We start from the raw sequence: 22,169 nt of genomic DNA on the forward strand, positions 1-22,169 counted from the left end.
GATCGATCCGTATACCCCGGGCGGGTATACCTTACCCCATATGTCCGACTGAGTCCCGACCCGGTCATGAGCACCTTGCTCGATGGGCGACACTGGATGAACGCCGGTTAGCCGTGGCCGGATGATGCGCCTAGCATCAACGAGACCGAATCCGCTGTACCCCGAGGATCCCCAGTGCGCTTTCGTCTGACCCCCAGGGAGACGAGCTTCTACGACATGTTCGCCGCGTCCGCGGACAACATCGTCACCGGCTCCAAGCTCCTGATGGAACTGCTCGGGGCGGACTCCTCCGCTCGGGCCGAGATTGCCGAACGGATGCGGGCCGCGGAGCACGCGGGGGACGACGCGACACACGCGATCTTCCACCAGCTGAACTCCTCCTTCATCACGCCGTTCGACCGCGAGGACATCTACGCCCTCGCGTCGTCGCTCGACGACATCATGGACTTCATGGAGGAGGCCGTCGACCTGGTCGTCCTCTACCAGGTCGAGGAGCTGCCGAAGGGCGTCGAGCAGCAGATCGAGGTGCTGGCCCGGGCGGCGGAGCTGACCGCCGAGGCGATGCCGAACCTGCGCACGATGACCAACCTCACCGAGTACTGGATCGAGGTCAACCGGCTGGAGAACCAGGCGGACCAGATCCACCGCAAGCTCCTGGCGCACCTGTTCAACGGGAAGTACGACGCCATCGAGGTGCTCAAGCTCAAGCAGATCGTGGACGTGCTGGAGGAGGCCGCGGACGCCTTCGAGCACGTGGCGAACACCGTCGAGACCATCGCGGTCAAGGAGTCCTGACCCCCGGTGGACACCTTCGCGCTTGTCGTGACCATCGGGGTCGCGCTCTTCTTCACGTACACCAATGGATTCCACGATTCCGCGAACGCCATCGCGACCTCGGTCTCCACGCGGGCGCTGACCCCGCGGGCGGCGCTCGCGATGGCCGCGGTGATGAACCTCGCCGGTGCCTTCATGGGCAGCGGGGTCGCCAAGACCGTCAGCGAGGGCCTGATCGAGACGCCCCACGGCGACCGGGGGATGGGCATCCTCTTCGCCGCCCTGGTCGGCGCGATCGTCTGGAACCTGGTCACCTGGTACTTCGGTCTGCCGTCCTCCTCCTCGCACGCCCTCTTCGGCGGCATGGTGGGCGCGGCGCTCGCGGGCGGCATCGACGTCATCTGGTCCGGGGTGGTCGAGAAGATCGTCATCCCGATGTTCGTCTCGCCGTTCGTCGGCCTGATCCTCGGCTATCTGGTGATGGTCGTGATCATGTGGATGTTCCGCAAGGCCAACCCGCACAAGGCCAAGCGCGGCTTCCGGATAGCGCAGACCGTCTCGGCGGCCGGCATGGCGCTCGGCCACGGTCTGCAGGACGCCCAGAAGACGATGGGCATCGTGGTGATGGCCCTGGTCATCGCCGATGTGGAGGACGCTGGCGACCCGATCCCGGTGTGGGTCAAGATCGTCTGTGCGCTGATGCTGTCGCTCGGTACGTACGCGGGCGGCTGGCGCATCATGCGGACGCTGGGCCGCCGGATCATCGAGCTGGACCCGCCGCAGGGCTTCGCGGCCGAGACGACGGCGGCGTCCGTGATGTACACGGCGTCGTTCATGTTCCACGCGCCGATCTCCACGACGCATGTGATCACCTCGGGGATCATGGGCGTCGGGGCGACGAAGCGGGTGAACGCGGTGCGCTGGGGCGTCGCGAAGAACATCATCATGGGGTGGTTCATCACGATGCCGGCGGCTGCCGCGGTCGCCGCGGCGAGCTACGGCGTGGTGCACTTGGCCTTCGGCTGAGGTCGCCTTGGCCTGGGGCTCCGCCCCGGACCCGGTACGCGGACGGGCCCGCCCCCCTGAGGGGGGCGGGCCCTTCGCCTTGCGGCGGCACCGCCATGCAGCGCCGCAAGGCAGCTCCCGTAGCGCCCGTGGCCGATCGGCCGGATCAGCCGAAGCGGCCGGAGATGTAGTCCTCCGTCGCCTGGACCGAGGGGTTGGAGAAGATCCGCTCGGTCTCGTCGATCTCGATGAGCTTGCCCGGCTGGCCGACGCCCGCCAGGTTGAAGAAGGCCGTGCGGTCCGATACGCGCGCCGCCTGCTGCATGTTGTGCGTCACGATGACGATCGTGAAGCGCTCCTTCAGCTCGCCGATCAGGTCCTCGATGGCGAGGGTCGAGATCGGGTCGAGCGCCGAGCACGGCTCGTCCATCAGAAGCACCTGCGGCTCGACCGCGATGGCCCGCGCGATGCACAGGCGCTGCTGCTGACCGCCGGACAGGCCCGCGCCCGGCTTGTTGAGCCGGTCCTTGACCTCGTTCCAGAGGTTGGCGCCCTTCAGGGACCGCTCGACGACCTGCGCGAGCTCGCTCTTGCTGTACCTGCCGTTGAGCCGCAGGCCCGCCGCGACGTTGTCGAAGATCGACATGGTGGGGAACGGGTTCGGGCGCTGGAAGACCATGCCGACGGTGCGGCGCACGGCCACCGGGTCGACCCCGGAGCCGTAGAGGTTCTCGTCGTCCAGCATCACCTTGCCCTCGACCCGGCCGCCGGGGGTGACCTCGTGCATGCGGTTGAGGGTGCGGAGGAAGGTGGACTTGCCGCAGCCGGACGGGCCGATGAAGGCCGTCACGGAGCGGGGCTCGACGGTCATCGAGATGTCCTCGATGGCCTTGTGGTTGCCGTAGTACGCGGTGAGGCCGCTGACGTCGATGCGCTTGGCCATGGAAATCACTTCTCTTCTGCTACGTGGCCGGTCAGCGGCCGGTCTTCGGGGCCTTCCAGCGGGCGATGCCGCGGGCCACCAGGTTGAGGATCATGACGAAGGCGATCAGCACGAGCGCCGCCGCCCAGGCGCGGTCGTAGGACGCTTCCGAACCCACCGACCACTGCTCGAAGACGTAGTACGGCAGCGAGGACTGCGGGCCCTCGAAGGGGTTCGTGTTGATGATCCTCTCGCCGAACACCAGCAGCACGATCGGAGCGGTCTCACCCGCGATACGGGCGATGGCGAGCATCACGCCGGTGGCGATGCCGCCGATCGCCGTCGGCAGCACGACCTTGAGGATGGTGCGCCACTTCGGCACGCCGAGCGCCAGGGACGCCTCGCGCAGCTCGTTGGGCACGAGCTTGAGCATCTCCTCCGTGGAGCGGACGACGACCGGCATCATCAGGATCGCCAGCGCCATCGCGCCCGCGAAACCGGAGTAGTCGTTGTCCAGCCACAGGATCCAGAAGCTGAGGATGAACAGACCGGCCACGATCGACGGGATGCCGGTCATGACGTCGACGAAGAACGTGACGGCCTTGGCGAGCGCGCCGCGCCCGTACTCCACCAGGTAGATGGCGGTCAGCAGACCGATCGGGGCGGCGATCGCGGTGGCGATGCCGACCTGCTCCAGCGTACCGATGATGGCGTGGTAGACGCCGCCGCCGGGCTGGTCGTCGAGCATTCCGGCCATCGAGTGGCTCAGGAAGTAGCCGTCGAGCACCTTGGAACCGCGCTTGATGGTCTCCGAGAGCAGGGAGACCAGCGGGATCACCGCGAGCAGGAACGCCACCCACACCAGGCTGGTGGCGAGCCGGTCCTTGGCCTGCCGCCGGCCCTCGACCTTGGCCGCGGCCAGGTACGAGCCGAGGATGAAGATCAGGGCGGCGATCAGGCCCCACTGGACCTTGCTGTTCAGCCCGGCGCCGAGCCCGATCCCGCAGCCCGCGAGGGCCGAGCCCGCGGCGAACGCGGCCGGGGCCCAGCGGGGCAGCCGGGGCTGGCGGAGCGTGGTGGGACGCGGGGCGTCGTCGGAGGCCGACGGCTGGACCTTGGTGAGGTTGCTCATGCGTTGGCCCCCGAGTACTCCTTGCGGCGCGCGATGACCAGGCGGGCCGCGCCGTTCACCACCAGGGTGATCACGAACAGAACCAGGCCGGAGGCGATCAGTGCGTCCTTGCCCATGTCGCCGGAGGCTTCCTTGAAGCTGCTGGCGATGTTCTGGGCGAACGTGCCGCCACCCGCGTCGAGCAGGCTGGGGACGATGTCCCAGCTGGTGGAGAGCACGGTGGCGACGGCCATCGTCTCGCCGAGCGCGCGGCCGAGGCCGAGCATCGAGGCGCTGATGACCCCGGAGCGGCCGAACGGGAGGACCGACATCCGGATGACTTCCCAGCGCGTCGCGCCCAGGGCGAGCGCGGCCTCCTCGTGCATGCGGGGGACCTGCCGGAAGACCTCACGGCTGACGCTGGTGATGATCGGCAGGATCATGATCGCGAGCAGGATGCCGACGGTGAACAGCGAGCGGGCCGCCCCGTCGTTGTACTCGAAGATCTTTGTCCAGCCGAGGTAGTCGTCGAGCCACTTGTAGAAGCCCTCGAGGTGCGGGACGAGGAAGAGCGCGCCCCACAGGCCGTAGACGATGCTGGGGATCGCGGCGAGCAGGTCGATCACGTACCCGATGGGGCCGGACAGCCGACGCGGCGCGTAGTGGGTGATGAACAGCGCGATGGCGACGGCGACCGGCACGGCGAGGGCCATCGCGATGATCGAGCTGACGATGGTGCCGAACGCCAGGACCGCGATGCCGAAGACCGGCGGGTCGGTGTTGGGCTCCCACTCGAAGGTCGTGAAGAAGTTGCCCTCGTTGGCCGAGAGCGCGCCGCTGGCCCGATAGGCCAGGAAGGCCGCGATGGCGGCCATGATCACCAGCAGCGTGATGCCCGCGCCTCGCGAGAGGCCGACGAAGATCCTGTCGCCGAAGCGGCCGGTGCTCTTCACCTTGGTTTTGCCCAGCGGGGACGCGTCGAGCGGGGAGAGATCGCCGTCGGGCGATGGCGGACCGCTGGGGTCCGGGGAAGCTATGTCAGGGATGTCACTCATGGGTTTCTCCGGTCTGCGGAGCCGGTCATGGCTCCTGGCGCGGCGGTGCACCGGATGAGGAGGGGGCCGGCCCCGGCGTGCGGGGCCGGCCGTACCGGGTCAGGACAGGCTGGTGACGGTCGAGCGGACCTTGGTGGCGATCTCGGCGGGCAGCGGGGCGTAGCCGCGCTCCTTGAGGACCTTCTGGCCGTCCTCGCTGGACAGGTAGGTCAGGAAGGACTTGGTGGCCTCGAGCGTGTCGGAGCTGTTGCCCTTCTCGCAGGCGATCTCGTACGTCACCAGGGTGATCGGGTAGGCGCCCTCGGCCTTGGTGTCGTAGGCCAGCTCGAGGGCGAGGTCCTTGCCCTTGCCGACGACCTTGGCCTCGGCGATCGCCTTGGAGGCGTTGTCCGTGGTGGCCTGGACCGGGGCGGCGGCGCCGGTCTTCAGGTCGACGGTCTTGAGCGAACCGGAGGTGGCGTACGAGAGCTCGAAGTACGAGATCGCGCCGTTGACCTGCTTGACCTGGGAGGAGACGCCGGAGGAGCCGTCAGCGGACTGGCCGCCCTCGCCCTCCCACGCCTTGCCCGGCTCGTGCGGCCACGCCGACGGCGCGGCGGCCTTGAGGTACTTGGTGAAGTTGTCCGTGGTGCCGGACTCGTCGGAGCGGTGGAACGCCTGGATCTTGAGGTCGGGAAGCTTGGCGTCCGGGTTCAGCTTCTGGATCGCCTCGTCGTTCCAGTTCTTGATGTCCGAGTTGAAGATCTTGGCGAGGGTCTCGGCGTCCAGGGTCAGCTTGTCCACGCCGTTGACGTTGAAGCCGACCGCGATCGGGCCGCCGAGCATCGGCATGTTGATGGCCTGGCTGTCCTTGCAGACCTTCTTCGAGGCGGCGACCTCTTCGTCCTTCAGCGCCGAGTCGGAGCCGGCGAAGGCGGTCTTGCCCTGGAGGAACTCCTGGATGCCCGCGCCGGAGCCGGTCGCCTTGTAGTTGACCTTGGTGCTGCCGCACGCCGCGGTGTAGTTGCGGATCCACAGGTCCATGGCGTTCTTCTGGGCGGAGGAGCCGGAGGCGAGCAGGTTGCCCTTGCCCTCGCACTTGATGTTGCTCGCGCCCTGGGACTCGCCGCCGTTCGACTTGCTGTTGTCGTCCGAGCCGCAGGCGGTCAGGGCCACGGCGCTGGAGACGACGAGAGCACCGGCGGCGATGGCGCGAAGCCGGTTCTTGCGCTGAAGCTTCACTTTCGGGGGTTTCCTTCCGGGAGCCGCCGGTGGGGACGGCGTGGGAGAAGAGGAGTGGTGCGGATCTGAGATTCAGCTATGCGGCGCCGAGGCCGGATTGAGGGCACGGCTCGCTTCCGTAGGGCCGAAATTAGGCAGGACAGGTGAAGTGGCCGATGGGGAAGAGTGAACGGAGGGTGAACCTCGGCCGTCAGGGTGGTGGCCTTGGGCGGGGCGGACGGAGGCGTCGCCACGGGCAGGGCGGCGAGGGTCGGTGAGGCGTGCGGAGCGTGCCCGTGCGGGCACCGCGGCGGGGGAGGCGCGACGCGGAAGGCGCTCACCGCTCTACCGGATTGCGGTGAGCCATGCCACCATCCGTTCCTACGCGCCAGTAGGCGATCGCCGGCGGGCGAAGCGGGGGCCGGCGTACGGGAGAGCGGAGGCTGACCGGTGAGGCGTGACGGCAGGGGGAGGAGCGCGGGCGTCGTCACGGCGACCGCGCTGGTCTGCGCGATCGGCGTGCTGGTGGTCCCGGAGGCGGCGTATGCCGCGCCCGACGACCCGGAGCCGTCCCGGGAGGAGCGGCCCAAGAGCCTGGAAGAGGTCCACAAGCAGGTCGAGACGCTGTACCGGCAGGCCGAGTCGGCCACGGACGCGTACAACCTCGCGCGTGAGAAGCAGACCCGGCAGGAGGCGACGATCGTCGGGATCGCGCAGGCGGTGGCCAAGGCCCAGGCGGAGATGGTCGACCTGAAGAAGCAGGCGGGGGCGATGGCCCGCGCGCAGTACCGCAACGGTGCCATGCCGCACGAGGCCCGGCTGCTCCTCTCCGACGACCCGCAGGAATTCCTCGACGGCGTGTTCCTCGCCCGAAAGGGCCAGCACGCCACCAGCGGGGTGATCAACCGGCTGGCGTCGACGCAGGCCCTGCTCGACCGGAATGCCGAGTCCGCGTCGCGGGAATGGCAGCGCCTGGACGAGAGCCGGGCGAAGAAGGCCGCCGCCAGTAAGCAGATCAAGGAGAAGCTCGCGAAGGCCAAGCGGCTGGAGTCGAAGCTGAAGAAGGAGGAGCTGGCGCGGCTGCGGAAGCTGGAGGAGGAGAAGGCCCGGTCGGCGCAGGCGAAGTGGCTGCGCTCGGGAATTCTCGACGACGTCAGGGGAAAGGCGTCGGGGTCGGGCGAGCGGGCGGTGGACTTCGCGACGGCGCAGATAGGAAAGGACTACGTGTGGGGCGCCGAGGGGCCTGACACGTACGACTGCTCCGGCCTGACGCTCAAGGCGTGGGCGGCGGGCGGCCACGCGATACCGCGCACCTCGCAGGAGCAGTGGAAGCGGCTGCCGCGGGTGGAGATCGAGGAGATGCGCCCGGGCGACTTGATCATTTACTTCGGGGACGCCAGCCATGTCGGAATGTACGTGGGCGACGGCATGATCGTGCACGCCCCGCGGCCCGGTCGGCAGATCACGCTGGCGGGAGCGGGCTCGATGCCGATCCTGGGCGTCGTACGGCCGGACAAGTAACCCAGGGGCGGCCCGGAGGTGTAGCCCCGGGGCCGGCCTCAGGGCCCCGGCGAGCTGTCGCCCACGTGACGTTCGTCATCGCGCCGCCCTCTTATGTGTGCCAGGTTTTCGGACGGCTTCGGCATATGACAGAAGTTGATTGCCAAAGGTCATTCCGTTACGGCGCGCCCTACCGCTAGGGTCGCCAGGCAGTGACCGGGTGCACACCATGAAACCGACCGGTTGGTGTGCGCCAGCACGGGTGGCCCGCCACGGGGCGGGACGCTGTGCCCTCGGGGGGAGGGAAGGAAGCGAGGCATGTCCGTACCCGTGCCGCGGCAGCGGGAGGCGCTGACCCCACAGGCCCGGCCTGTCGCTCTGTCCGACGGCGGACTGACGCTGCTGGTGATCGAGGACGACCCGGTCGGCTCCCTCTCCGTCCCGGAACTGCTGGACGCCGACGGCAACCGGGTCCGTATCCGTACGGCCCGCAATCTCACCGAGGCGACCCGGCTGCTCACCGACGACGTGCAGTGCATCCTGCTCGACCTCGCTCTGCCCGGCCCCGGGCGCGGCTCCGGCGATGCCCTGGACGCCCTGCGCCAGGTGCTGCGGCTCGCCCCCGCGCACGCCGTTCTCGCGCTCACCTCCGAAGGCGACGCGGAGCGCGCCGCCGAGGCGGTGCGGGTCGGCGCCCAGGACTACCTCTTCCGTGACGAGCTCAACGGCCGGGTGCTCAGCCGCGCCATCCGCTACGCGGTGGAACGCAAGCGCGCCGACCTGGCCCAGCGCCAGCTGACCGAGTCCCGGCTGCGCGCCCAGGAGAACGCCCGGCTGGAGCGCGGGCTGCTGCCCACCCCCCTGCTCCAGGGCTCGGACCTGCGGTTCGCCGCCCGATACCGGCCCGGCCGCAGCCGCGCGCTGCTCGGCGGCGACTTCTACGACACCGTCCGCACCCCGGACGGCACCGTGCACGCGATGATCGGCGACGTGTGCGGGCACGGCCCGGACGAGGCGGCGCTCGGCGTCGAGCTGCGGATCGCGTGGCGCGCGCTGACGTTCGCCGGGCTCTGCGGCGACCAGCTGCTCGGCACGCTCCAGCAGGTGCTGGAGCACGAACGGGCCGATGACGAGATCTTCGCGACGGTCTGCACGGTGGACATCGCGCCGGACGGGCGGCGGGCCGGGGTCTGCCTGGCGGGTCACCCCTCGCCGCTGGCGGTACGGGCGGGCCAGCCGCCGCGGGTGCTGCCGTACGAGGACAGCTGCGGACCGGCGCTCGGCCTGCTGCCGAAGGCCCGCTGGCCGCGCCGCCAGGTCGAACTCGGCGCCGCCTGGAGCCTGATGATGTACACCGACGGCCTGATCGAGGGGCGCGTCGGGGCGGGCAGCAGGCAGCGCCTGGGCCAGGACGGGATGGTTGACATCGTTGCCCGTCAACTGGCGGCGGGCCTGGGCGGTGAGGAACTGCTGGACGCGATGGTCACGGAGGTGCGCTCGCTGAACGGCGGTGAGCTGACGGACGATCTGGCGGTGCTGCTGCTCGACCGCGGCTGAGGCGCCCGGGGCGCGCTTGGACGCGTGGCGGCGGGGGCAGGTCGGAAGCCCGGCGGAGAGGACAGCCAATGACGGGCCGTCAGGCGGATTCCGGCGTTCAGCGGCGGCCGTTGAAGGGCCCGTACGGGCCGTTTCCGCGGCCGGGTCCGCGCCGGGGCCAGCTCCGCCGTCCGCGGATCTGCTTGAGGGTGGCGCGTACGTCCACGTAATAGACGATGGTGGCGACCAGTGAGGCCAGCGCGCAGATGAACCACAGCGGGCCGAGGATGCCGGCCAGAGTGGCCCAGCCGCCGCCCAGCAGACTGAGCGAGGGAAGCGCCGTGACCAGCGCCGCCAGGGACAGGACCGTCATCCAGAAGCGCTTGGTCTGCTTGTCGGTCGCGCGGAAGGCGTCCTCGCGGGTGGTCGCGGCATCGAGGAGCGCCAGCAGGGCGAACACGCACAGCAGCCGCGGCAGCCATTCGCCGAGAAACCACATGGCGCTGCCGAACCCCGCACTCAACACGCGGCCCACCACCCCTTCGATCCGTCACGGGCACCTTGCGCGCCACCGTACCCCGCACGGCGGGCCGGACACACCGGGTGGTGGCCGGCCCGCCCGCGCTCACTCGGCCGGCTTGGGGGCCGTCTTCTTCGCCGCGGGCTTGCGGGCGGGGGCCTTGCGGGCCGCGGGCTTGGCCGTGGTGGTGGACTCGGCGGCGGGCGCGGACTTGGCTCCGGAGCCGGTCCGGGACCCGGCGGCCGCCGCGGACCTGGCCTTCGACGCGTCGCCCTTGGCGGTGTCGTCCTTCGCGGGTGCGCTCTTCGGGCCGTCGCTCCGCGAACCCTGCGAACCGTTGCTCTTCGGCTCGACCCGCTCGGCGACCTCGTGGACCTCCTCGGCCGCCTCGCCGCGCCAGGTCTTCACGGCCTCGCGACCGTGCTCGGCGACCTCGTCGTATGTCTCCCGCGCCCGGATGGCGAGCTCGGCGGCCCGCCCCACGCCCTGGAGCGCGAGTTCCTGCGCGGTGTCGCGCAGCTTCTTGAGGTCGGTGTCCAGCGACCCGAGCAGCTCGGTCAGCTTCTCCTGAGCCTCCCGGGCCTGCTGGGCGACGCGCTCCTGCACGGCCTGCGTGTCGGTGTTCCGTACGGCCGCGATCCGCTCGGGGGCCTCGGCGCGGATCTTCTCGACCAGCGTCGGCACCTCCTTGAGCTTCTGGGCGGCGAGGTCGGCCGTGCCGGCCACGAAGTAGAGGGGGGTGGGGTCGGTCAGCGTCTTGCGTACGTCGTCGGCGATGGCCATGGCGATGGTCCTCCCGGATCAGTTCGAGGATGGGGTGCGGTCGTCGGGGTCGTCGCTGCCGTCACTGTCGGCGGGGGTCTGCTCGCCGCTCGCGGGGTGTCCGTTCTCCTTGCGGAACGATTCGTAGATCTGCAGCAGCACCTGCTTCTGCCGCTCGTTGATCGACGGGTCGGCGAGGATCACACTGCGCACCTCCGCCTCGTCCCGGTCCCGCTCGTCGAGGATTCCGGCCTGGACGTACAGCGTCTCGGCGGATATCCGCAGCGCCTTCGCGAGCTGCTGCAGAATCTCGGCGCTCGGCTTCCGCAGGCCACGCTCGATCTGGCTGAGATACGGGTTGGACACCCCTGCGGCGTCGGCGAGCTGCCGCAGGGAGAGCTGCGCGGTGCGCCGCTGCTCCCGCAGGAACGCGCCGAGATTGCCGACGTTCAGTGATGCCATGAGTCCGATGCTGCCCCATCGCCGCTAACTTTTGCAAGCGCATGCTTGCAAAAGTGGCGCATCGGTTGGCTGGGCCATGGCAGGGGCGTGTCAGGTCGGTGTCAGGCCCGGTGGGGACAGTGGGGTTGTGGGCCCGGCTGACTCCGCTCGGCGGGCGTACCCATCCCGCACCACTACAGATTCAAAGGAGCGCACAGCCATGTCCGTCACCCTTACCGACCAGGACAAGCTCAACCTGCGGACCGCCGCGTACGGCGCCGTGGCGCTGATGGCCGCCGTTGATGGCACTGGGAAGCCCCACAGGATCGCCACCGACGGCTCCATCGCCCTGTCCTCCGCGACCGGCCTGGTCGGGCACGTGCTCACCGATTACCCCAAGGGCAGCGACCTGGTCGGCAACTCCGTGGCCGAGCTCGCCGACCGGGTGCTGCCGACCCTGACGGGAGCCATGATCCTGCTCAAGAAGCAGGATCCGGCTGAGGCTGACAACTTCCGCAGCACCGTCATCGTCGCCATCGAGGCAGCGACCCGAACCTACAAGGGCAAGCCCACCCCCACCATGGCCGACATGACCCGCAAGATCACCCAAGCCCTCGACGCCGCTTGACGGATGGGGCCGGGCTGTCCGGCCGGGCGCCTGCCTGTTCAGGGCTGACGGCTCCGCGCCGCCGTCCGTCCTCGGGGGCCGGGGAGGATGAGAGCGCCTTTGACGACGCGAAGAACCGCTCCAGGCCGGGCACGACGGTGTGGACGGCGTCGACATCGCCGACGAGTCGGGCGATGCGCCTTTGACGGGCGGTGAACCCTCCGGCCTTCAGGCGGGCGAGGAGCCCGGTGAGCTGGTTCGCCGGGTCGTCGGGCGCGGGCCGGTCGCGGAACGGTGTGCTCCGGGCCCGGAGGAGAGCGTCGGTGAGGTCGAACCGCCCGCAGCGGTGCAGTGCCGGGTGAGGTTCGAGGAGTGCCAGCCGGACCGGTCGGGCCGGTGTGCGACGGCGGAGTGCGGTCGATTCGAGCAGCTCGGTGAGCGCTCCCTCGACGGCGTCGTGACAGCTGAGGGCGGCGGCCTGGCCACGCACGTAGCGCGTCGGGGGACGAGGCGTGCTGTAGGCCAGGACGGTGGGGACGCCGAGATCGCTGGTGGCGTCGACGAGGTACACGCGAGCCGATGCCTCGTGTTCGGCACAGGCGTGGAGCGCGGCAAGCCCGTCGGGCGGGGTCGCGGGGTCGAGGATGACGGGCCGCCGGCCGGAGAGCAACGTGCGGATCGTCAGCAGTGAGCACGCGTCCCGCTCGATCGTCTCCAGCAGTGCGTGGACGGTGGCCTGGGTGGGCGTGGGTGCCAAGCCGTACCCGGAACCGACCGAGTACCGCGAGAGGGCTCCGTAGCAGGCGCGGTCGCCGAGCGCGTCTCGATGGGCCCGTCCGTCCGGGCCCGCGTACCAAGGAGCTCCGAGGAACAGCGGGATGCTCGCTTCGTCCGCGCCCGCGTGCAGGGGCTCGTAGGTGAGGCAGGCGATCTCCTGGTCCGGGCGCTGTGCCAGCAGCGGGGCGCTCGCCTCGCCGGCCAGCATACCGGCGGCCAGCTGTCCGGCGGCGGTGAAGTGCACGGCCGCCCGGTCGAGTCCGGCCGGTCCGGCCAGCAGGCGTTCCAGGGCTTCACCGAGCGCCCGGGCCCGTGCCCCGGTGTCCGTGCGCCCCTTCCCCGCACCGGCCGCCACGGACGCGCCGGCCGGGTCGGCGAGCTCGCACGTCCACACGGACAGGGCTCCGTCGAGGCGCGCCTGACGACGCCACCGTGGCCGCGTCCCAAGACCGCGGGCCGCTTCCTCCAGGAGCGTGACGGCCCGCGCGGACTCCGCCGTGAAGGGGGGCGTGAAGGGCGCTTTCACCGCGGGCTCGGGGCTCGGTGCGCGATGGCGGCCGCCCTTCCCGCCCGCACGCATGGTCAGACGGCCTCGTCCGTCGCGGCCGCGGACCCCTGTTCCAGGTCGGCGGCCAGGGCCGCTTCCTCGGGCGTCAGTTCCGTGCCCTCCGGTTGCGGCGCGATCGCCATGTCGGATTCGAAATCACCCATCGTGGATCCTCCCCCCATCGTGGTCGGAGCACGCTCAGGATGCATGAACAGATTGTTCACAATGATTAGTTGACGACAACTCGTGTGTCAGTGCAACCTGGGCGCATGGCAGCGTCGATTCCCGATCAGCCCACCGACCCCTTCACGCCCCCGCACCCGGACGAGGCGCGAGCGCAGCGCGTATACGCCTCCCTGTTCCGCATCGCCGAGCGGCACGCGGCCACCGACGGGCAGCGCCGGCGGCAGGTCCATCCCTCCGTCATCGGGCCGCACGAAGCCATCAGGCTCGTGTCGTTCCTGCTCAGCGGGGCCGCACAGCTCGAGGACGGCGAGCCGGAGGTGGACCGGTCCGATATCACCGCCGCCTTGACTCTCGTGCCGCTGGCCCGTGGGGAGATGGACGAGCTGGAGGCGGGACTCCTCAAGATGGCGCGGGGGCGCGGCATGACCTGGCCGGAGATCGCCTTCGGCCTCGGGCTCGGCACGCCGCAGGCCGCGAGGCAGCGCTATGAGCGCCTGGTCGGCCGCACCGTCATCGATGCGGACGAGGCCGGACCGTGAGTCAGATCGCCTTGACCGCCCGGGGTCCGGAGGCACACATGCGACGGCTGGGTCGCGGCGCTCAGTATCCGGCCGGGCGCACCAGGCCCGACTCGTAGGCGAAGACCGCCGCCTGGGTCCGGTCGCGCAGGCCCAGTTTGACCAGGATCCTGCTCACGTGGGTCTTCACCGTCTGCTCCGCCACCAGCAGGCGGCCGGCGATCTCCGCGTTCGACAGGCCCTGGGCGACCAGGGACAGGACCTCGGTCTCGCGTTCTGTCAGGGCGGCGACGCGGTCCTTGACCGGGGCGCGGGGGGTCATGCGGGAGAACTCGGTGATGAGCCGCTTGGTGATGTTCGGGGCGAGCAGCGCGTCGCCGGCCGCCACCACCCGGACCGCATTGGCGAGTTCCGCCGCTGACGCGTCCTTCAGCAGGAAGCCGGACGCGCCCGCGCGCAGCGCCTCGTACACGTACTCGTCGAGGTCGAAGGTGGTCAGGACGAGCACCTTGACGGTGGCGCCCGTGGGCTCGGTGATGCGGCGCGTCGCCTCTATGCCGCCGAGTTCGGGCATCCGGATGTCCATCAGGACGACGTCGGGGGCGAGTTCGGCGACCTTGCCGACCGCGTCCAGGCCGTCGACGGCCTGGCCGACGACCTCGATGTCCGGTTCGGCGTCGAGCAGGACCGTGAAGCCCTGGCGGACCATCATCTGGTCGTCGGCGATCAGCACACGGATGGTCATGCATCGTCCTCCAGCTCCAGGGGGAGCGTCGCCACTACTTCGTAACCGCCGTCGGGGGTGGGCCCGGCCGCGAACTCCCCGCCCAGCATGGCGGTACGTTCCCTCATGCCGAGCAGCCCGTGGCCGGAGCCGCCGGAGTTGTCGGCACCGCCGGAGCCGCCGGAGCCGCCTGAGCCGTCGGGACCCTGGACACGCCGCACGGGCGCGCCGGGGCGGTCCGGCGCGGTGTTGGCGATCCGGACCGTGAGACCGGCCGCGTGGTAGGCGAGCGCCACCCGCACGGACGCGCCCGGCGCGTGCCGCATCACGTTGCTCAGCGCCTCCTGCACGATGCGGAACGCCGACAGCTCGACGCCCGGCGGCAGCGGACGCCGCTCGCCCGTGGTCTCGACGGCGACCGCGAGCCCGGTGCCGCGCACCTTGCCGATCAGCTCGTCCAGCCGGTCGAGGGTGGGCTGGGGGGCGTGCCGTACGCCGTCGGCCAGGGCGTCCTCCGAGCGCAGCACGCCCAGCACCCGGCGCAGTTCGGAGAGCGCCTCGACGGCGTTCTCGCGGATCCCCGCGAGGTTCTCCTTCAGCTCTTCGGACGGGTTCTCGACCAGGTGCGGCGCGACCTGCGCCTGGATGGAGATCACCGACATGTGGTGGGCGACCACGTCGTGCAGTTCGCGGGCGATCCGGTTGCGCTCCTCCAGCAGCGTGCGCCGGGCCCGCTCCTCGGCGGTCAGGGTCTCCTGCTCGACGAGCCGTGTCCGCGCCTCTCGGCGGCCGCGCAGTGCCGTGCCGACCACGGTCGCGGCGGCGAAGACCATGACGGCCACCGCGGTGTCGGAGTCGTGCGGTCGGGAGACGAACAGGTCGCAGCCCAGCCCCGCCAGGACGCTGATCGTCAGTGCCCCGACCGCCGCGCGGGGACGGACCCGCAGGGCCAGCATGAACAGCACCCCGGCCTGCGCGGCGATTCCGGTGGCGGCCCAGGGGAAGGGCGTGCCCTTGGGGGTGCCGGACACGGCGGCCGACGTGGCGGCGACGACCATGGAGACGGTCCCGGCCCACCATGCGGGCAGGGGACGGGACATCGCGACGATGAGCGCCGCCGACTGGACACCGGCCAGCACCACGCTGAATTCCAGGTCCAGGTGGTAGCCGAAGGCGTACTGGTTCGTGCTGGTGATGGCGAACAGCACCGCGAGCAGCACCACCGCCAGCCAGGACACCGGCCGCCAGACCGGCCACCCCGGCTGCCCCATGCGCGGCAGCGGATCGGCGGCCGTCGTCCACAGGTCCTCGCGCAGGGCGCGCGGCACCTTCGACACGGCTGTCAGCAGGCGTCCCCTGCCCTCAGCCTCCCCCTTGATCCCCATCTCCCCCTTCCGCACGCGGTCCACCCTAGGCACCCCGCACCGCCTCCGTCCGGGCGGGCCGTCCCTCGCGTACCACCCTGGTGCCGCCCCGGCGCCCCTGCTCGTAGACCCCGAACGCCGCCCAGCACACCGCCAACGCCACCGCGAACAACGGCAGCCAGGCCAGCCTCGCCGGCACCCACTCCGGTCCGTCGGGAACGGTGTGCAGCCCGGGCAGCGCGCCGCCGGCGAGCAGGCCGAGCGCGGTGACCGCGATCATCGCGGTCTGGTGCCAGAGGAAGACCGTCATCGCGGAGAGGTTGACCAGCGCCACCGCGGCCCAGGCCGCCGGGCGTCTGAGCATCCGCCGCAGCGGCCCGAGCAGCAGCAGCGCCGCGCCGCACTGGGCCAGGCCGAAGGTGACGGCGGCGAGGGTCGGCGGGTTGAGGTTGGAGACCTCGGCGCCCGGCACGCCGACCATGGACGCCGGATATCCGGCGATCAGCACGAGTCCGGCGGTGGCCGCCGCGCCCCCGGCCAGCAGGACCCAGCCGGTCGTACGCCCCGTCAGGCCGCCGCGCGCCCAGGCCGCGCCCAGGCAGTACGGCACCAGCCAGCCCGCCGCCACATTGGTCCAGCCGATCCAGTCCGGCCCGGCTGCCCCGCCGGACCCGAACCGGGACAGGTCGACGTACAGCACCACCGTGAGCGGCCACAGCGGGTGGAGCCGGGCGACCATCGGGGTCGCCGCGGTCAGCGCCGCGAACACCAGCAGGAACCACAGCGGCGAAAGCACCAGTCTGCCCAGCGCGTACACGGTCTCGAAGCCGACGCCGGAGACGAGCATCGCGCCCAACGCCACCGTCCATACCGCGAGCACGGCGGCGACGGGCCGGAACAGCCGGGTCAGCCGGGCGCCGAGCCACCGTCCGTAGGACGTGCCCAGGGCGCGGGCCGACAGGTGGCTCCGTACGGCCACGTGCCCGCCGACGAGGAAGAAGACGGCCAGCGTCTGGAACACCCAGGACACCGGGGCGAGATGGGACATGTACCGCAGCGGGCTCGCGACCTGTACCGTGCCGCTGTCCACGACCAGCGCGGTGACCAGCCAATGGCCGAGCACGACACCGAGGACGGCGAGGGCGCGCAGGGCGTCGACCGCGCGGTCGCGGTCGGGCGGCGTGGCGGCGTCGATCCGCCGGACGAGGTCACGCGTGCCGATGAGGCCGTGTCGGCCCACGAGGTCACGCGTGCTGATGAGGCCATGTCGGCCCACGAGGTCACGCATCGCCGCCCTCCTCGGGGCGCGGCTGCCCGGAGACGATCCGGGCGATGTTCCTCAGTGATACGGAACCGGGCTTCAGGTAGTCGCTGTGGCCCCCGCCGCCCGCGTCGAAGGTGCGGGCGCCGAACCCCTTCGACACCGGGTCGGCCCCGAACCCGACGGTGGTGAACGGCAGCCGGAGCCGCACATGCGGTATGCCGGCGATCCAGTCGTCCGCGCCGCGGCCCGCCCAGACGGTGGCCTGGGTGTGCAGTTCGCGGACGTTGCCGGTGCCGGTCCCGGGGCTGCCGTACAGGACGATGTCGGCGACCCGCAGGCCCGCGGCGGCCCGCGCGCAGACGACCGAGCCGTAGGAGTGGCAGAGCAGCGAGGTGCGGGCGGCGGGCTTGACCGCGTCCAACTCGCCGAGGAACCGCCGGAGTCGGGGAGCGGCGCCGTCGGCCCGCCCCGCAGTCAGCACCTCGGGGCCCACCGTGCTCGGCGTCGCGTAGCCGAGCCAGGCCACGACGGCGGCCCTGTCACCCAGCTCCCGCCGGAGCGCCACGGCGTCGGCCCGTAAGCGCCCGTACGTGTCGAGGTTGGTGTCCGAGCCCGGCACCAGCACGGCGACCCGCCCGGCGTGCGCCAGGTCGCCGAAGACCTCGGTGGTGCGGCCGCCGTCGCGGCCGTCGAAGGACAGGAAGTGGCGCGCCGGGCCCGCCATGGCGCGCAGGGCGGCGGCGCGCTTCCGGTCGCCGTGGCCGGCGGCCGCCCGCTCGGCGGCCCGGATGTCGTCGCGGCTGGCGGCGTACCGCTCGTCGAGGGCCGCCGGGGTCGCGGCCCGCAGTGGGGCGACGGCGGTCGGGGCGGGTGCCGGGACGTCCGCCGGGCGGGCCGCACACGACATCGGCACCGCCACCGACGCGGTCACGAGCGCGGCGAGCAGGACCCGGCGCGGACGGCCGGGGCGGCGTGGGCGGCTGGTGCGCGGACGGTTGGTGCGCGGGCGGGGCGCCATGGCGGATGGTCCTTCCGTTCCGGATGCCTTTCGTGCTTCCGGTAGGGAAGTTATGGATCACCCCTTGTGGTCGGCGTCCCGCCAGGGAGTGCACCTTCCGCGTAGCTCTCAAGTACTACGAGTACGAGTAGGGGGCCCGACGTAGGTGTGGGTGCGGGTGTACGCGGTGAAGCCCATGGACTCGTAGAGCCGTTTGGGCACGGGGTAGTCGGCGTCGCCGCGGGTGTAGACGATGGCCCGCCGACCGCCCGCGGCGGCGAACGAGTGCAGCACCGCGACGCAGGCGGCGCGGGCCAGGCCGAGGCGGCGGTGGCCGGGGTGGGTACCGACCGGTTCGAACGCGCCGATGCCGTTGACCTCGTCGTACCAGCCCTGGCAGTACGCCACGACGTCACCGCCGGGCGACACCACGACGGGGTCGAACTCGGCGCGGTAGGGCCAGGTGTCCCGCATGCGGGCTGGGGGCACCTCCCAGCGGCCGCGCTGGGGGAGTTCGGTCGTGACACGGGTGGAGCCGAACGCGGCGCGATGGGCGGCGGCGCGGCCCGCCACGTCGGCATGGCCGCGCTGCGCGCGGATGGTGTAGCCGTCCGGCAGGCGGGGCATGTCCGGCAGGCCGGTGAGCGGACGGCCGAGGCAGGTCCCCCGCGGCGGTAGCCGCATATCGGACGCAGCCGGGCCGTCGGCGACGTGGGCGTAGCCCCGCCGCTCCAGCGCGGCGGCCAGGGCGGGTTCCGTCTCGGCGACGTCGACCGCGAGCGGGCCGGGAGCCGCCCGCTCCGCCCGGGTGAGGACGTCGTCGGTCAGCTCCGGGTGGCCCGGGTCGACCTGGAGCGTCAGGCTGTCCGGAAGCTCCAGCCAGCCCCAGGCCAGTGTCCGGTCCCCGTCGCTCCAGACCGCCGTCGGGCCCGCGTCGGCGCCGTCGAGGGACAGGCACCGGTTCCAGGCGAGGTCGCCGATGTGCCGGTAGCCCGTCGCCGGGAAGACGCGGACGGCCAGGCTCTGCATGGCGCGCAGCGCCACGGGACCGGCGTACTCATGGCGTCGCATGCGCGCCATGCTGCGCGATCGCGTTCCGCGCGAGCCACGGGATTACCGCGTCCGGGCAGCGGCCCGGCGGGTGAGTCCACCGGCCCCGGGGGTGAGTTCACCAGCCCAGCGGGTGAGTCCGCCGGGCCCGGGGCGCGTGGTCACGTGACGCGGCGGCCGTGCGGACTACCGTCGGTCCAAGGAGAGGTGAGACGAGACGCCCGACCCCTGGGAGCATGCCATGGCGAAGATCCTTTTCGTGTTGACCGGCGCCGACCACTGGACGCTGGCGGACGGTACGCGGCACCCGACCGGCTTCTGGGCCGAGGAGGTCGTCGCGCCGTACGAGGCGTTCGAGGCGGCGGGCCACGAGGTCGTGGCCGCCACTCCCGGTGGTGTGGTGCCGACCGTGGACCGTGCGAGCCTGGCCCCCGAGGTCAACGGCGGCCGGGAGGGCGCCGAGAGGATCGCCGACGCGCTGGCGTCCCTCGCCGCGCTGCGGGCTCCGCTGAAGCTGGCGGAGGTCGACCTGGCCGAGTACGCCGCCGTCTTCTACCCCGGCGGCCACGGCCCGATGGAGGACCTGTCGGGCGACGCGGACTCCGGTCGGCTGCTGGCCGCGGCCCTGGCGTCGGGCAAGCCGCTCGGGGTGGTCTGCCACGGCCCGGCCGCGCTGCTGGCCGCGCGCGATGAGGAGGGCGGCTCGCCGTTCGCGGGCTACCGGCTGACCGGCTTCACCAACGCCGAGGAGGCCCAGGCGGACTTCGCGGACCGGGCGAAGTGGCTGCTCCAGGACCGTCTGGTGGCGCTCGGCGCGGACTTCGTGGAGAGCGCGCCGTGGGCCCCCAACGTGGTCGTCGACCGCAATCTGATCACCGGCCAGAACCCGTCCTCGGCCGGCCCGCTGGCGGCCGAGATGCTCAAGGCGCTGGGCTGACGGGCGGCCTGGACTGGACTACTGGCCGTCCAGGCAGGGCTGATCCTCCCGGCCGGCGCGACCGTCCAGGCCGGCGATGACGAGGTCGAGGCCCGCGCGGAACTCCGCCTCCGGGCTGCTGGTGCTCGCGGCCTCGGCGATCTCGATCAGGTGCGGGAAGCGCTCCGGGGGGAGCGCGCGGACGCGCTTGGTGAGCGTGTGGACGTCCTCGTCCGGGGCGATCGACAGCGGTCCGGCGAGCTCGGCCTGGGCGAAGCCCATGATGAAGCCCGTGAGCATACGGAAGGCCGCCAGCAGGCCGGCGCCCGCGCGGCCGCTGCGGGACAGGGCCTCCAGCAGGTCCTCTGCGGTGACGAGGGTCGGCAGGTCCACGGTGCGGCGGGTGAGGATCAGCGGGATCACGTCCGGGTGGGCGCGGACCGCGCGCCAGTGGGCCTCGGCCAGGGCCCGCACGTCCGCGCGCCAGTCGTCCGACGGGATGCCCGGCGGCTTCCGGCCCTCGGCCATGACGGCGTCCACGAGCAGCGCTTCCAGGCCCTCGCGCCCGTCCACGTAGTTGTAGATCGTCATGGCCCCCGTGCCGAGGGCGGCGGCGAGGTTGCGCATGGTCAGGGCGGCGAGCCCCTGACTGTCGACCAGTGACAACGCGGCGTTGCGCAGCTGCTCCTCGGTGAACTTGCGGGGTGCGGGCACGGCTCCTCCTTGACTCGCGTACATCGTACGTGTTCGACTGCCTACCCGTTGACGTACAGAGTACGTAAACCCTGGCGTCTCGAGAACTGGCGTCTCTCAAGAGAGGAATCTCCTATGGACACCCCCGTGGAGGCCCCCGCGCCGCCCCGGCCGGGCCCCGCCGCGCCGCCCCTCGGCGGGCGTCTGCTCGCCGTCGTCCTCACCGTGCAGTTCATGGTCGCGCTCGACGCCTCCGTGGTGAACGTCGCGCTGCCCGGCATCCGCACGTCCCTCGGCTTCGGCGGCGAGGGCCTGACCTGGGTCGTCAACGCCTACGCGCTCACCTTCGGCGGGCTGATGATGCTCGGCGGCAGGCTCGGCGACATCGCCGGCCGCCGCCGCACCCTGATGGCCGGGCTGACCCTGTTCGGCCTGGCCAGCCTGGTGGGCGGGCTGGTGCAGTCGCCCGGTGCGCTCATCGCCGCCCGCGCCGTACAGGGCGCCGGGGCGGCCGCGTTGACCCCCGTGGCGCTGGCCCTGCTCACCACCGGATTCCCGCCGGGGCGCGCGCTCTCGCGGGCCCTGGGGCTGTGGGGCGCCACGGCGGCGGCCGGTGGCGCGGTGGGGGTGCTGGCGGGCGGGGTGCTGACCGAGTGGCTGAGCTGGCGGGCGGTCATGCTGGTCAACGTGCCGATCGTGGCGTTCGCGCTGGTCCTCGCGGTCCGGCTGGCGCCGGACCGCCGGGAGCGGACCGCGCCCCGGATCGACCTCGCGGGGGCGGTCCTGGTGACCGCCGGGGCGAGCGTGCTGGTGCTCGGTGTCGTACGGACCCACAGCGTGCCGTGGGGGTCGGCCGCCACCGTGCTCACCCTCGGCGCGGCGGCCGTACTCCTCGCCGCCTTCGCGGCCGTCGAACGCCGGGCGCGCGAACCGCTGCTGCGCCTGGGCCTGCTGGCCCGCCGAGCAGTCCTCGGCGCCAACCTGTTCATGATGCTGCTGTGCTCCGGGCAGTTCGCCGCCTTCTACTTCACCTCGCTCTATCTGCACCAGGTGCTCGGCTACGGGCCCGCCGCGGCCGGCGCGGCGTTCCTGCCGTTCTGCCTGGGCATCGTGGCCGGCTCGGTGATCGCCACCCGTACCCTCGCCCGGGTCGGGCTGCGCGCCCTGATGGTGGCCGGCGGACTGCTCGGCGCGGGCGGATTCGCCTGGTTCGGCCTCGCGTTCGCCGCGGAGGGCGGGTTCGCGGCCGCGGTCCTCGGCCCGTCGCTGGTGGCTAGTACCGGCATCGGGATGTGCTTCGTGCCGCTGGGTACGGCGGCGACGTCGGGCGTCGACCCGCGCGAGGCGGGCATGGCCTCCGGACTGGTCAACAGCTCGCGCCAGGTGGGCGGTTCGATCGGGCTGGCGGTCCTGGACACGCTCGCCGCCACGGTGGCCGACGCGCCCGGCATGAGCAGGGCCGCGCAGGGCGACGGATACGGAGCGGCGCTCGGCGCGGCCGCCGGGCTGCTGGCGGTGGCGGCGGCGGTGGCCCTGATCCTCATCCCGGGGCGCGGTGACGCGCGGCGGCAGCGGCCTTGACCTTGCCCTTGGGGGAAGCCGCAGCATCGGCGGGGCCGGGCGAGGTGCCCGGCGCTTGGCCGTGTCTGGTGGGTCGTGTCACTGGGTGCTCCTTCGGCACCCGGTGGGCGCGAAGTGGA

Annotated in this window: 23 protein-coding genes; 8 read left to right on the top strand and 15 right to left on the bottom strand. The window is 71.9% G+C overall.

The features are described from left to right. Nucleotides 1-174 precede the first annotated feature (174 nt). Nucleotides 175-795: a DUF47 domain-containing protein gene (locus tag ACQUSR_RS17960; RefSeq protein ID WP_304462560.1), complete on the top strand. Its 621-nt coding sequence runs from the start codon at nucleotides 175-177 to the stop codon at nucleotides 793-795. 6 nt (nucleotides 796-801) lie between these two features. Beyond that, nucleotides 802-1,800 (top strand): inorganic phosphate transporter, encoded by a 999-nt coding sequence (locus ACQUSR_RS17965; protein ID WP_431043576.1) that lies wholly within the window; start codon nucleotides 802-804, stop codon nucleotides 1,798-1,800. A 145-nt stretch (nucleotides 1,801-1,945) separates the two neighbouring features. Here ACQUSR_RS17965 and pstB read toward each other — a convergent pair whose 3' ends face one another. The 4 genes from pstB to pstS all read right to left on the bottom strand — a co-directional run bounded on the left by pstB (nucleotide 1,946) and on the right by pstS (nucleotide 6,088). Then, a complete protein-coding gene (pstB, locus tag ACQUSR_RS17970; RefSeq protein WP_431043577.1) occupies nucleotides 1,946-2,722 on the bottom strand; it encodes a phosphate ABC transporter ATP-binding protein PstB in 777 nt (258 codons plus the stop codon). Nucleotides 2,723-2,753: 31 nt separating this feature from the next. Beyond that, nucleotides 2,754-3,833 carry a phosphate ABC transporter permease PstA gene (gene pstA / locus ACQUSR_RS17975; protein ID WP_431043578.1) on the bottom strand — a complete coding sequence of 360 codons (1,080 nt, stop codon included), beginning with the start codon at nucleotides 3,831-3,833 and terminating at the stop codon, nucleotides 2,754-2,756. Continuing rightward, a complete protein-coding gene (gene pstC, locus ACQUSR_RS17980) occupies nucleotides 3,830-4,867 on the bottom strand; it encodes a phosphate ABC transporter permease subunit PstC (protein ID WP_431043579.1) in 1,038 nt (345 codons plus the stop codon). The genes pstA and pstC overlap by 4 nt, the downstream gene beginning before the upstream one ends. Nucleotides 4,868-4,966: 99 nt before the next feature. Then, nucleotides 4,967-6,088: a phosphate ABC transporter substrate-binding protein PstS gene (gene pstS / locus ACQUSR_RS17985; protein WP_431043580.1), complete on the bottom strand. Its 1,122-nt coding sequence runs from the start codon at nucleotides 6,086-6,088 to the stop codon at nucleotides 4,967-4,969. A gap of 429 nt (nucleotides 6,089-6,517) precedes the next feature. On the opposite strand from pstS, the gene ACQUSR_RS17990 reads away from it, so the two are divergent. Further along, nucleotides 6,518-7,588 carry an NlpC/P60 family protein gene (locus ACQUSR_RS17990; protein ID WP_431043581.1) on the top strand — a complete coding sequence of 357 codons (1,071 nt, stop codon included), beginning with the start codon at nucleotides 6,518-6,520 and terminating at the stop codon, nucleotides 7,586-7,588. A gap of 297 nt (nucleotides 7,589-7,885) precedes the next feature. Beyond that, nucleotides 7,886-9,124 carry a PP2C family protein-serine/threonine phosphatase gene (locus ACQUSR_RS17995; RefSeq protein ID WP_431043582.1) on the top strand — a complete coding sequence of 413 codons (1,239 nt, stop codon included), beginning with the start codon at nucleotides 7,886-7,888 and terminating at the stop codon, nucleotides 9,122-9,124. Nucleotides 9,125-9,221: 97 nt separating this feature from the next. Here the strand turns inward: ACQUSR_RS17995 and ACQUSR_RS18000 are convergent, their stop codons facing one another. From ACQUSR_RS18000 to ACQUSR_RS18010, 3 genes are all read right to left on the bottom strand, one after another. After that, nucleotides 9,222-9,629: a DUF2516 family protein gene (locus tag ACQUSR_RS18000; protein WP_431043583.1), complete on the bottom strand. Its 408-nt coding sequence runs from the start codon at nucleotides 9,627-9,629 to the stop codon at nucleotides 9,222-9,224. Nucleotides 9,630-9,728: 99 nt separating this feature from the next. Next, nucleotides 9,729-10,406 carry a hypothetical protein gene (locus ACQUSR_RS18005; RefSeq protein ID WP_431043584.1) on the bottom strand — a complete coding sequence of 226 codons (678 nt, stop codon included), beginning with the start codon at nucleotides 10,404-10,406 and terminating at the stop codon, nucleotides 9,729-9,731. A gap of 18 nt (nucleotides 10,407-10,424) precedes the next feature. Then, complete coding sequence (locus ACQUSR_RS18010; protein ID WP_431043585.1) at nucleotides 10,425-10,847, bottom strand: helix-turn-helix domain-containing protein; 423 nt, start codon at nucleotides 10,845-10,847, stop codon at nucleotides 10,425-10,427. Nucleotides 10,848-11,046: 199 nt separating this feature from the next. Here ACQUSR_RS18010 and ACQUSR_RS18015 point away from each other — a divergent pair, with 199 nt between their 5' ends. Beyond that, entirely contained in the window at nucleotides 11,047-11,454 is a 408-nt protein-coding gene (locus ACQUSR_RS18015; protein WP_431043586.1) for a hypothetical protein, read from the top strand. Here ACQUSR_RS18015 and ACQUSR_RS18020 read toward each other — a convergent pair. Together ACQUSR_RS18020 and ACQUSR_RS18025 are read right to left on the bottom strand one after the other, a co-directional pair. Then, a complete protein-coding gene (locus ACQUSR_RS18020; protein WP_431043587.1) occupies nucleotides 11,429-12,604 on the bottom strand; it encodes a YcaO-like family protein in 1,176 nt (391 codons plus the stop codon). The genes ACQUSR_RS18015 and ACQUSR_RS18020 overlap by 26 nt on opposite strands. A 188-nt stretch (nucleotides 12,605-12,792) precedes the next feature. After that, entirely contained in the window at nucleotides 12,793-12,921 is a 129-nt protein-coding gene (locus ACQUSR_RS18025) for a hypothetical protein (protein ID WP_431043588.1), read from the bottom strand. Between the two features lie 105 nt (nucleotides 12,922-13,026). Here ACQUSR_RS18025 and ACQUSR_RS18030 point away from each other — a divergent pair, with 105 nt between their 5' ends. Continuing rightward, nucleotides 13,027-13,482, top strand: a complete 456-nt coding sequence (locus tag ACQUSR_RS18030) for a DNA-binding protein (RefSeq protein ID WP_431043589.1) — start codon at nucleotides 13,027-13,029, stop codon at nucleotides 13,480-13,482. Nucleotides 13,483-13,543: 61 nt separating this feature from the next. On the opposite strand, the gene ACQUSR_RS18035 is transcribed toward ACQUSR_RS18030, so the two are convergent. The 5 genes from ACQUSR_RS18035 to ACQUSR_RS18055 all read right to left on the bottom strand — a co-directional run bounded on the left by ACQUSR_RS18035 (nucleotide 13,544) and on the right by ACQUSR_RS18055 (nucleotide 18,881). Beyond that, nucleotides 13,544-14,206, bottom strand: a complete 663-nt coding sequence (locus tag ACQUSR_RS18035) for a response regulator (RefSeq protein ID WP_431043590.1) — start codon at nucleotides 14,204-14,206, stop codon at nucleotides 13,544-13,546. Beyond that, nucleotides 14,203-15,570, bottom strand: coding sequence for a sensor histidine kinase (locus ACQUSR_RS18040; protein WP_431047663.1), 1,368 nt, complete (start codon nucleotides 15,568-15,570; stop codon nucleotides 14,203-14,205). The genes ACQUSR_RS18035 and ACQUSR_RS18040 overlap by 4 nt, the downstream gene beginning before the upstream one ends. Before the next feature lie 25 nt (nucleotides 15,571-15,595). Continuing rightward, nucleotides 15,596-16,837, bottom strand: coding sequence for an acyltransferase family protein (locus ACQUSR_RS18045; RefSeq protein WP_431043591.1), 1,242 nt, complete (start codon nucleotides 16,835-16,837; stop codon nucleotides 15,596-15,598). Beyond that, nucleotides 16,830-17,831, bottom strand: a complete 1,002-nt coding sequence (locus tag ACQUSR_RS18050; RefSeq protein WP_431043592.1) for an alpha/beta hydrolase — start codon at nucleotides 17,829-17,831, stop codon at nucleotides 16,830-16,832. The genes ACQUSR_RS18045 and ACQUSR_RS18050 overlap by 8 nt, the downstream gene beginning before the upstream one ends. Nucleotides 17,832-17,939: 108 nt before the next feature. After that, nucleotides 17,940-18,881 carry a GNAT family N-acetyltransferase gene (locus ACQUSR_RS18055; RefSeq protein WP_431043593.1) on the bottom strand — a complete coding sequence of 314 codons (942 nt, stop codon included), beginning with the start codon at nucleotides 18,879-18,881 and terminating at the stop codon, nucleotides 17,940-17,942. A 220-nt stretch (nucleotides 18,882-19,101) separates the two neighbouring features. On the opposite strand from ACQUSR_RS18055, the gene ACQUSR_RS18060 reads away from it, so the two are divergent. Next, the gene (locus ACQUSR_RS18060; protein WP_431043594.1) at nucleotides 19,102-19,797 is read left to right on the top strand and encodes a type 1 glutamine amidotransferase domain-containing protein; all 696 of its coding nucleotides are present in this window, start codon (nucleotides 19,102-19,104) and stop codon (nucleotides 19,795-19,797) included. Between the two features lie 18 nt (nucleotides 19,798-19,815). Here the strand turns inward: ACQUSR_RS18060 and ACQUSR_RS18065 are convergent, their stop codons facing one another. Then, complete coding sequence (locus tag ACQUSR_RS18065; protein WP_431043595.1) at nucleotides 19,816-20,490, bottom strand: TetR/AcrR family transcriptional regulator; 675 nt, start codon at nucleotides 20,488-20,490, stop codon at nucleotides 19,816-19,818. 114 nt (nucleotides 20,491-20,604) lie between these two features. On the opposite strand from ACQUSR_RS18065, the gene ACQUSR_RS18070 reads away from it, so the two are divergent. After that, entirely contained in the window at nucleotides 20,605-22,050 is a 1,446-nt protein-coding gene (locus tag ACQUSR_RS18070) for an MFS transporter (RefSeq protein ID WP_431043596.1), read from the top strand. The last annotated feature ends 119 nt before the right edge of the window (nucleotides 22,051-22,169 follow it).

Origin of the sequence: Streptomyces sp. P1-3 (assembly GCF_050613155.1) — a bacterium.
Classification (GTDB): domain Bacteria; phylum Actinomycetota; class Actinomycetes; order Streptomycetales; family Streptomycetaceae; genus Streptomyces.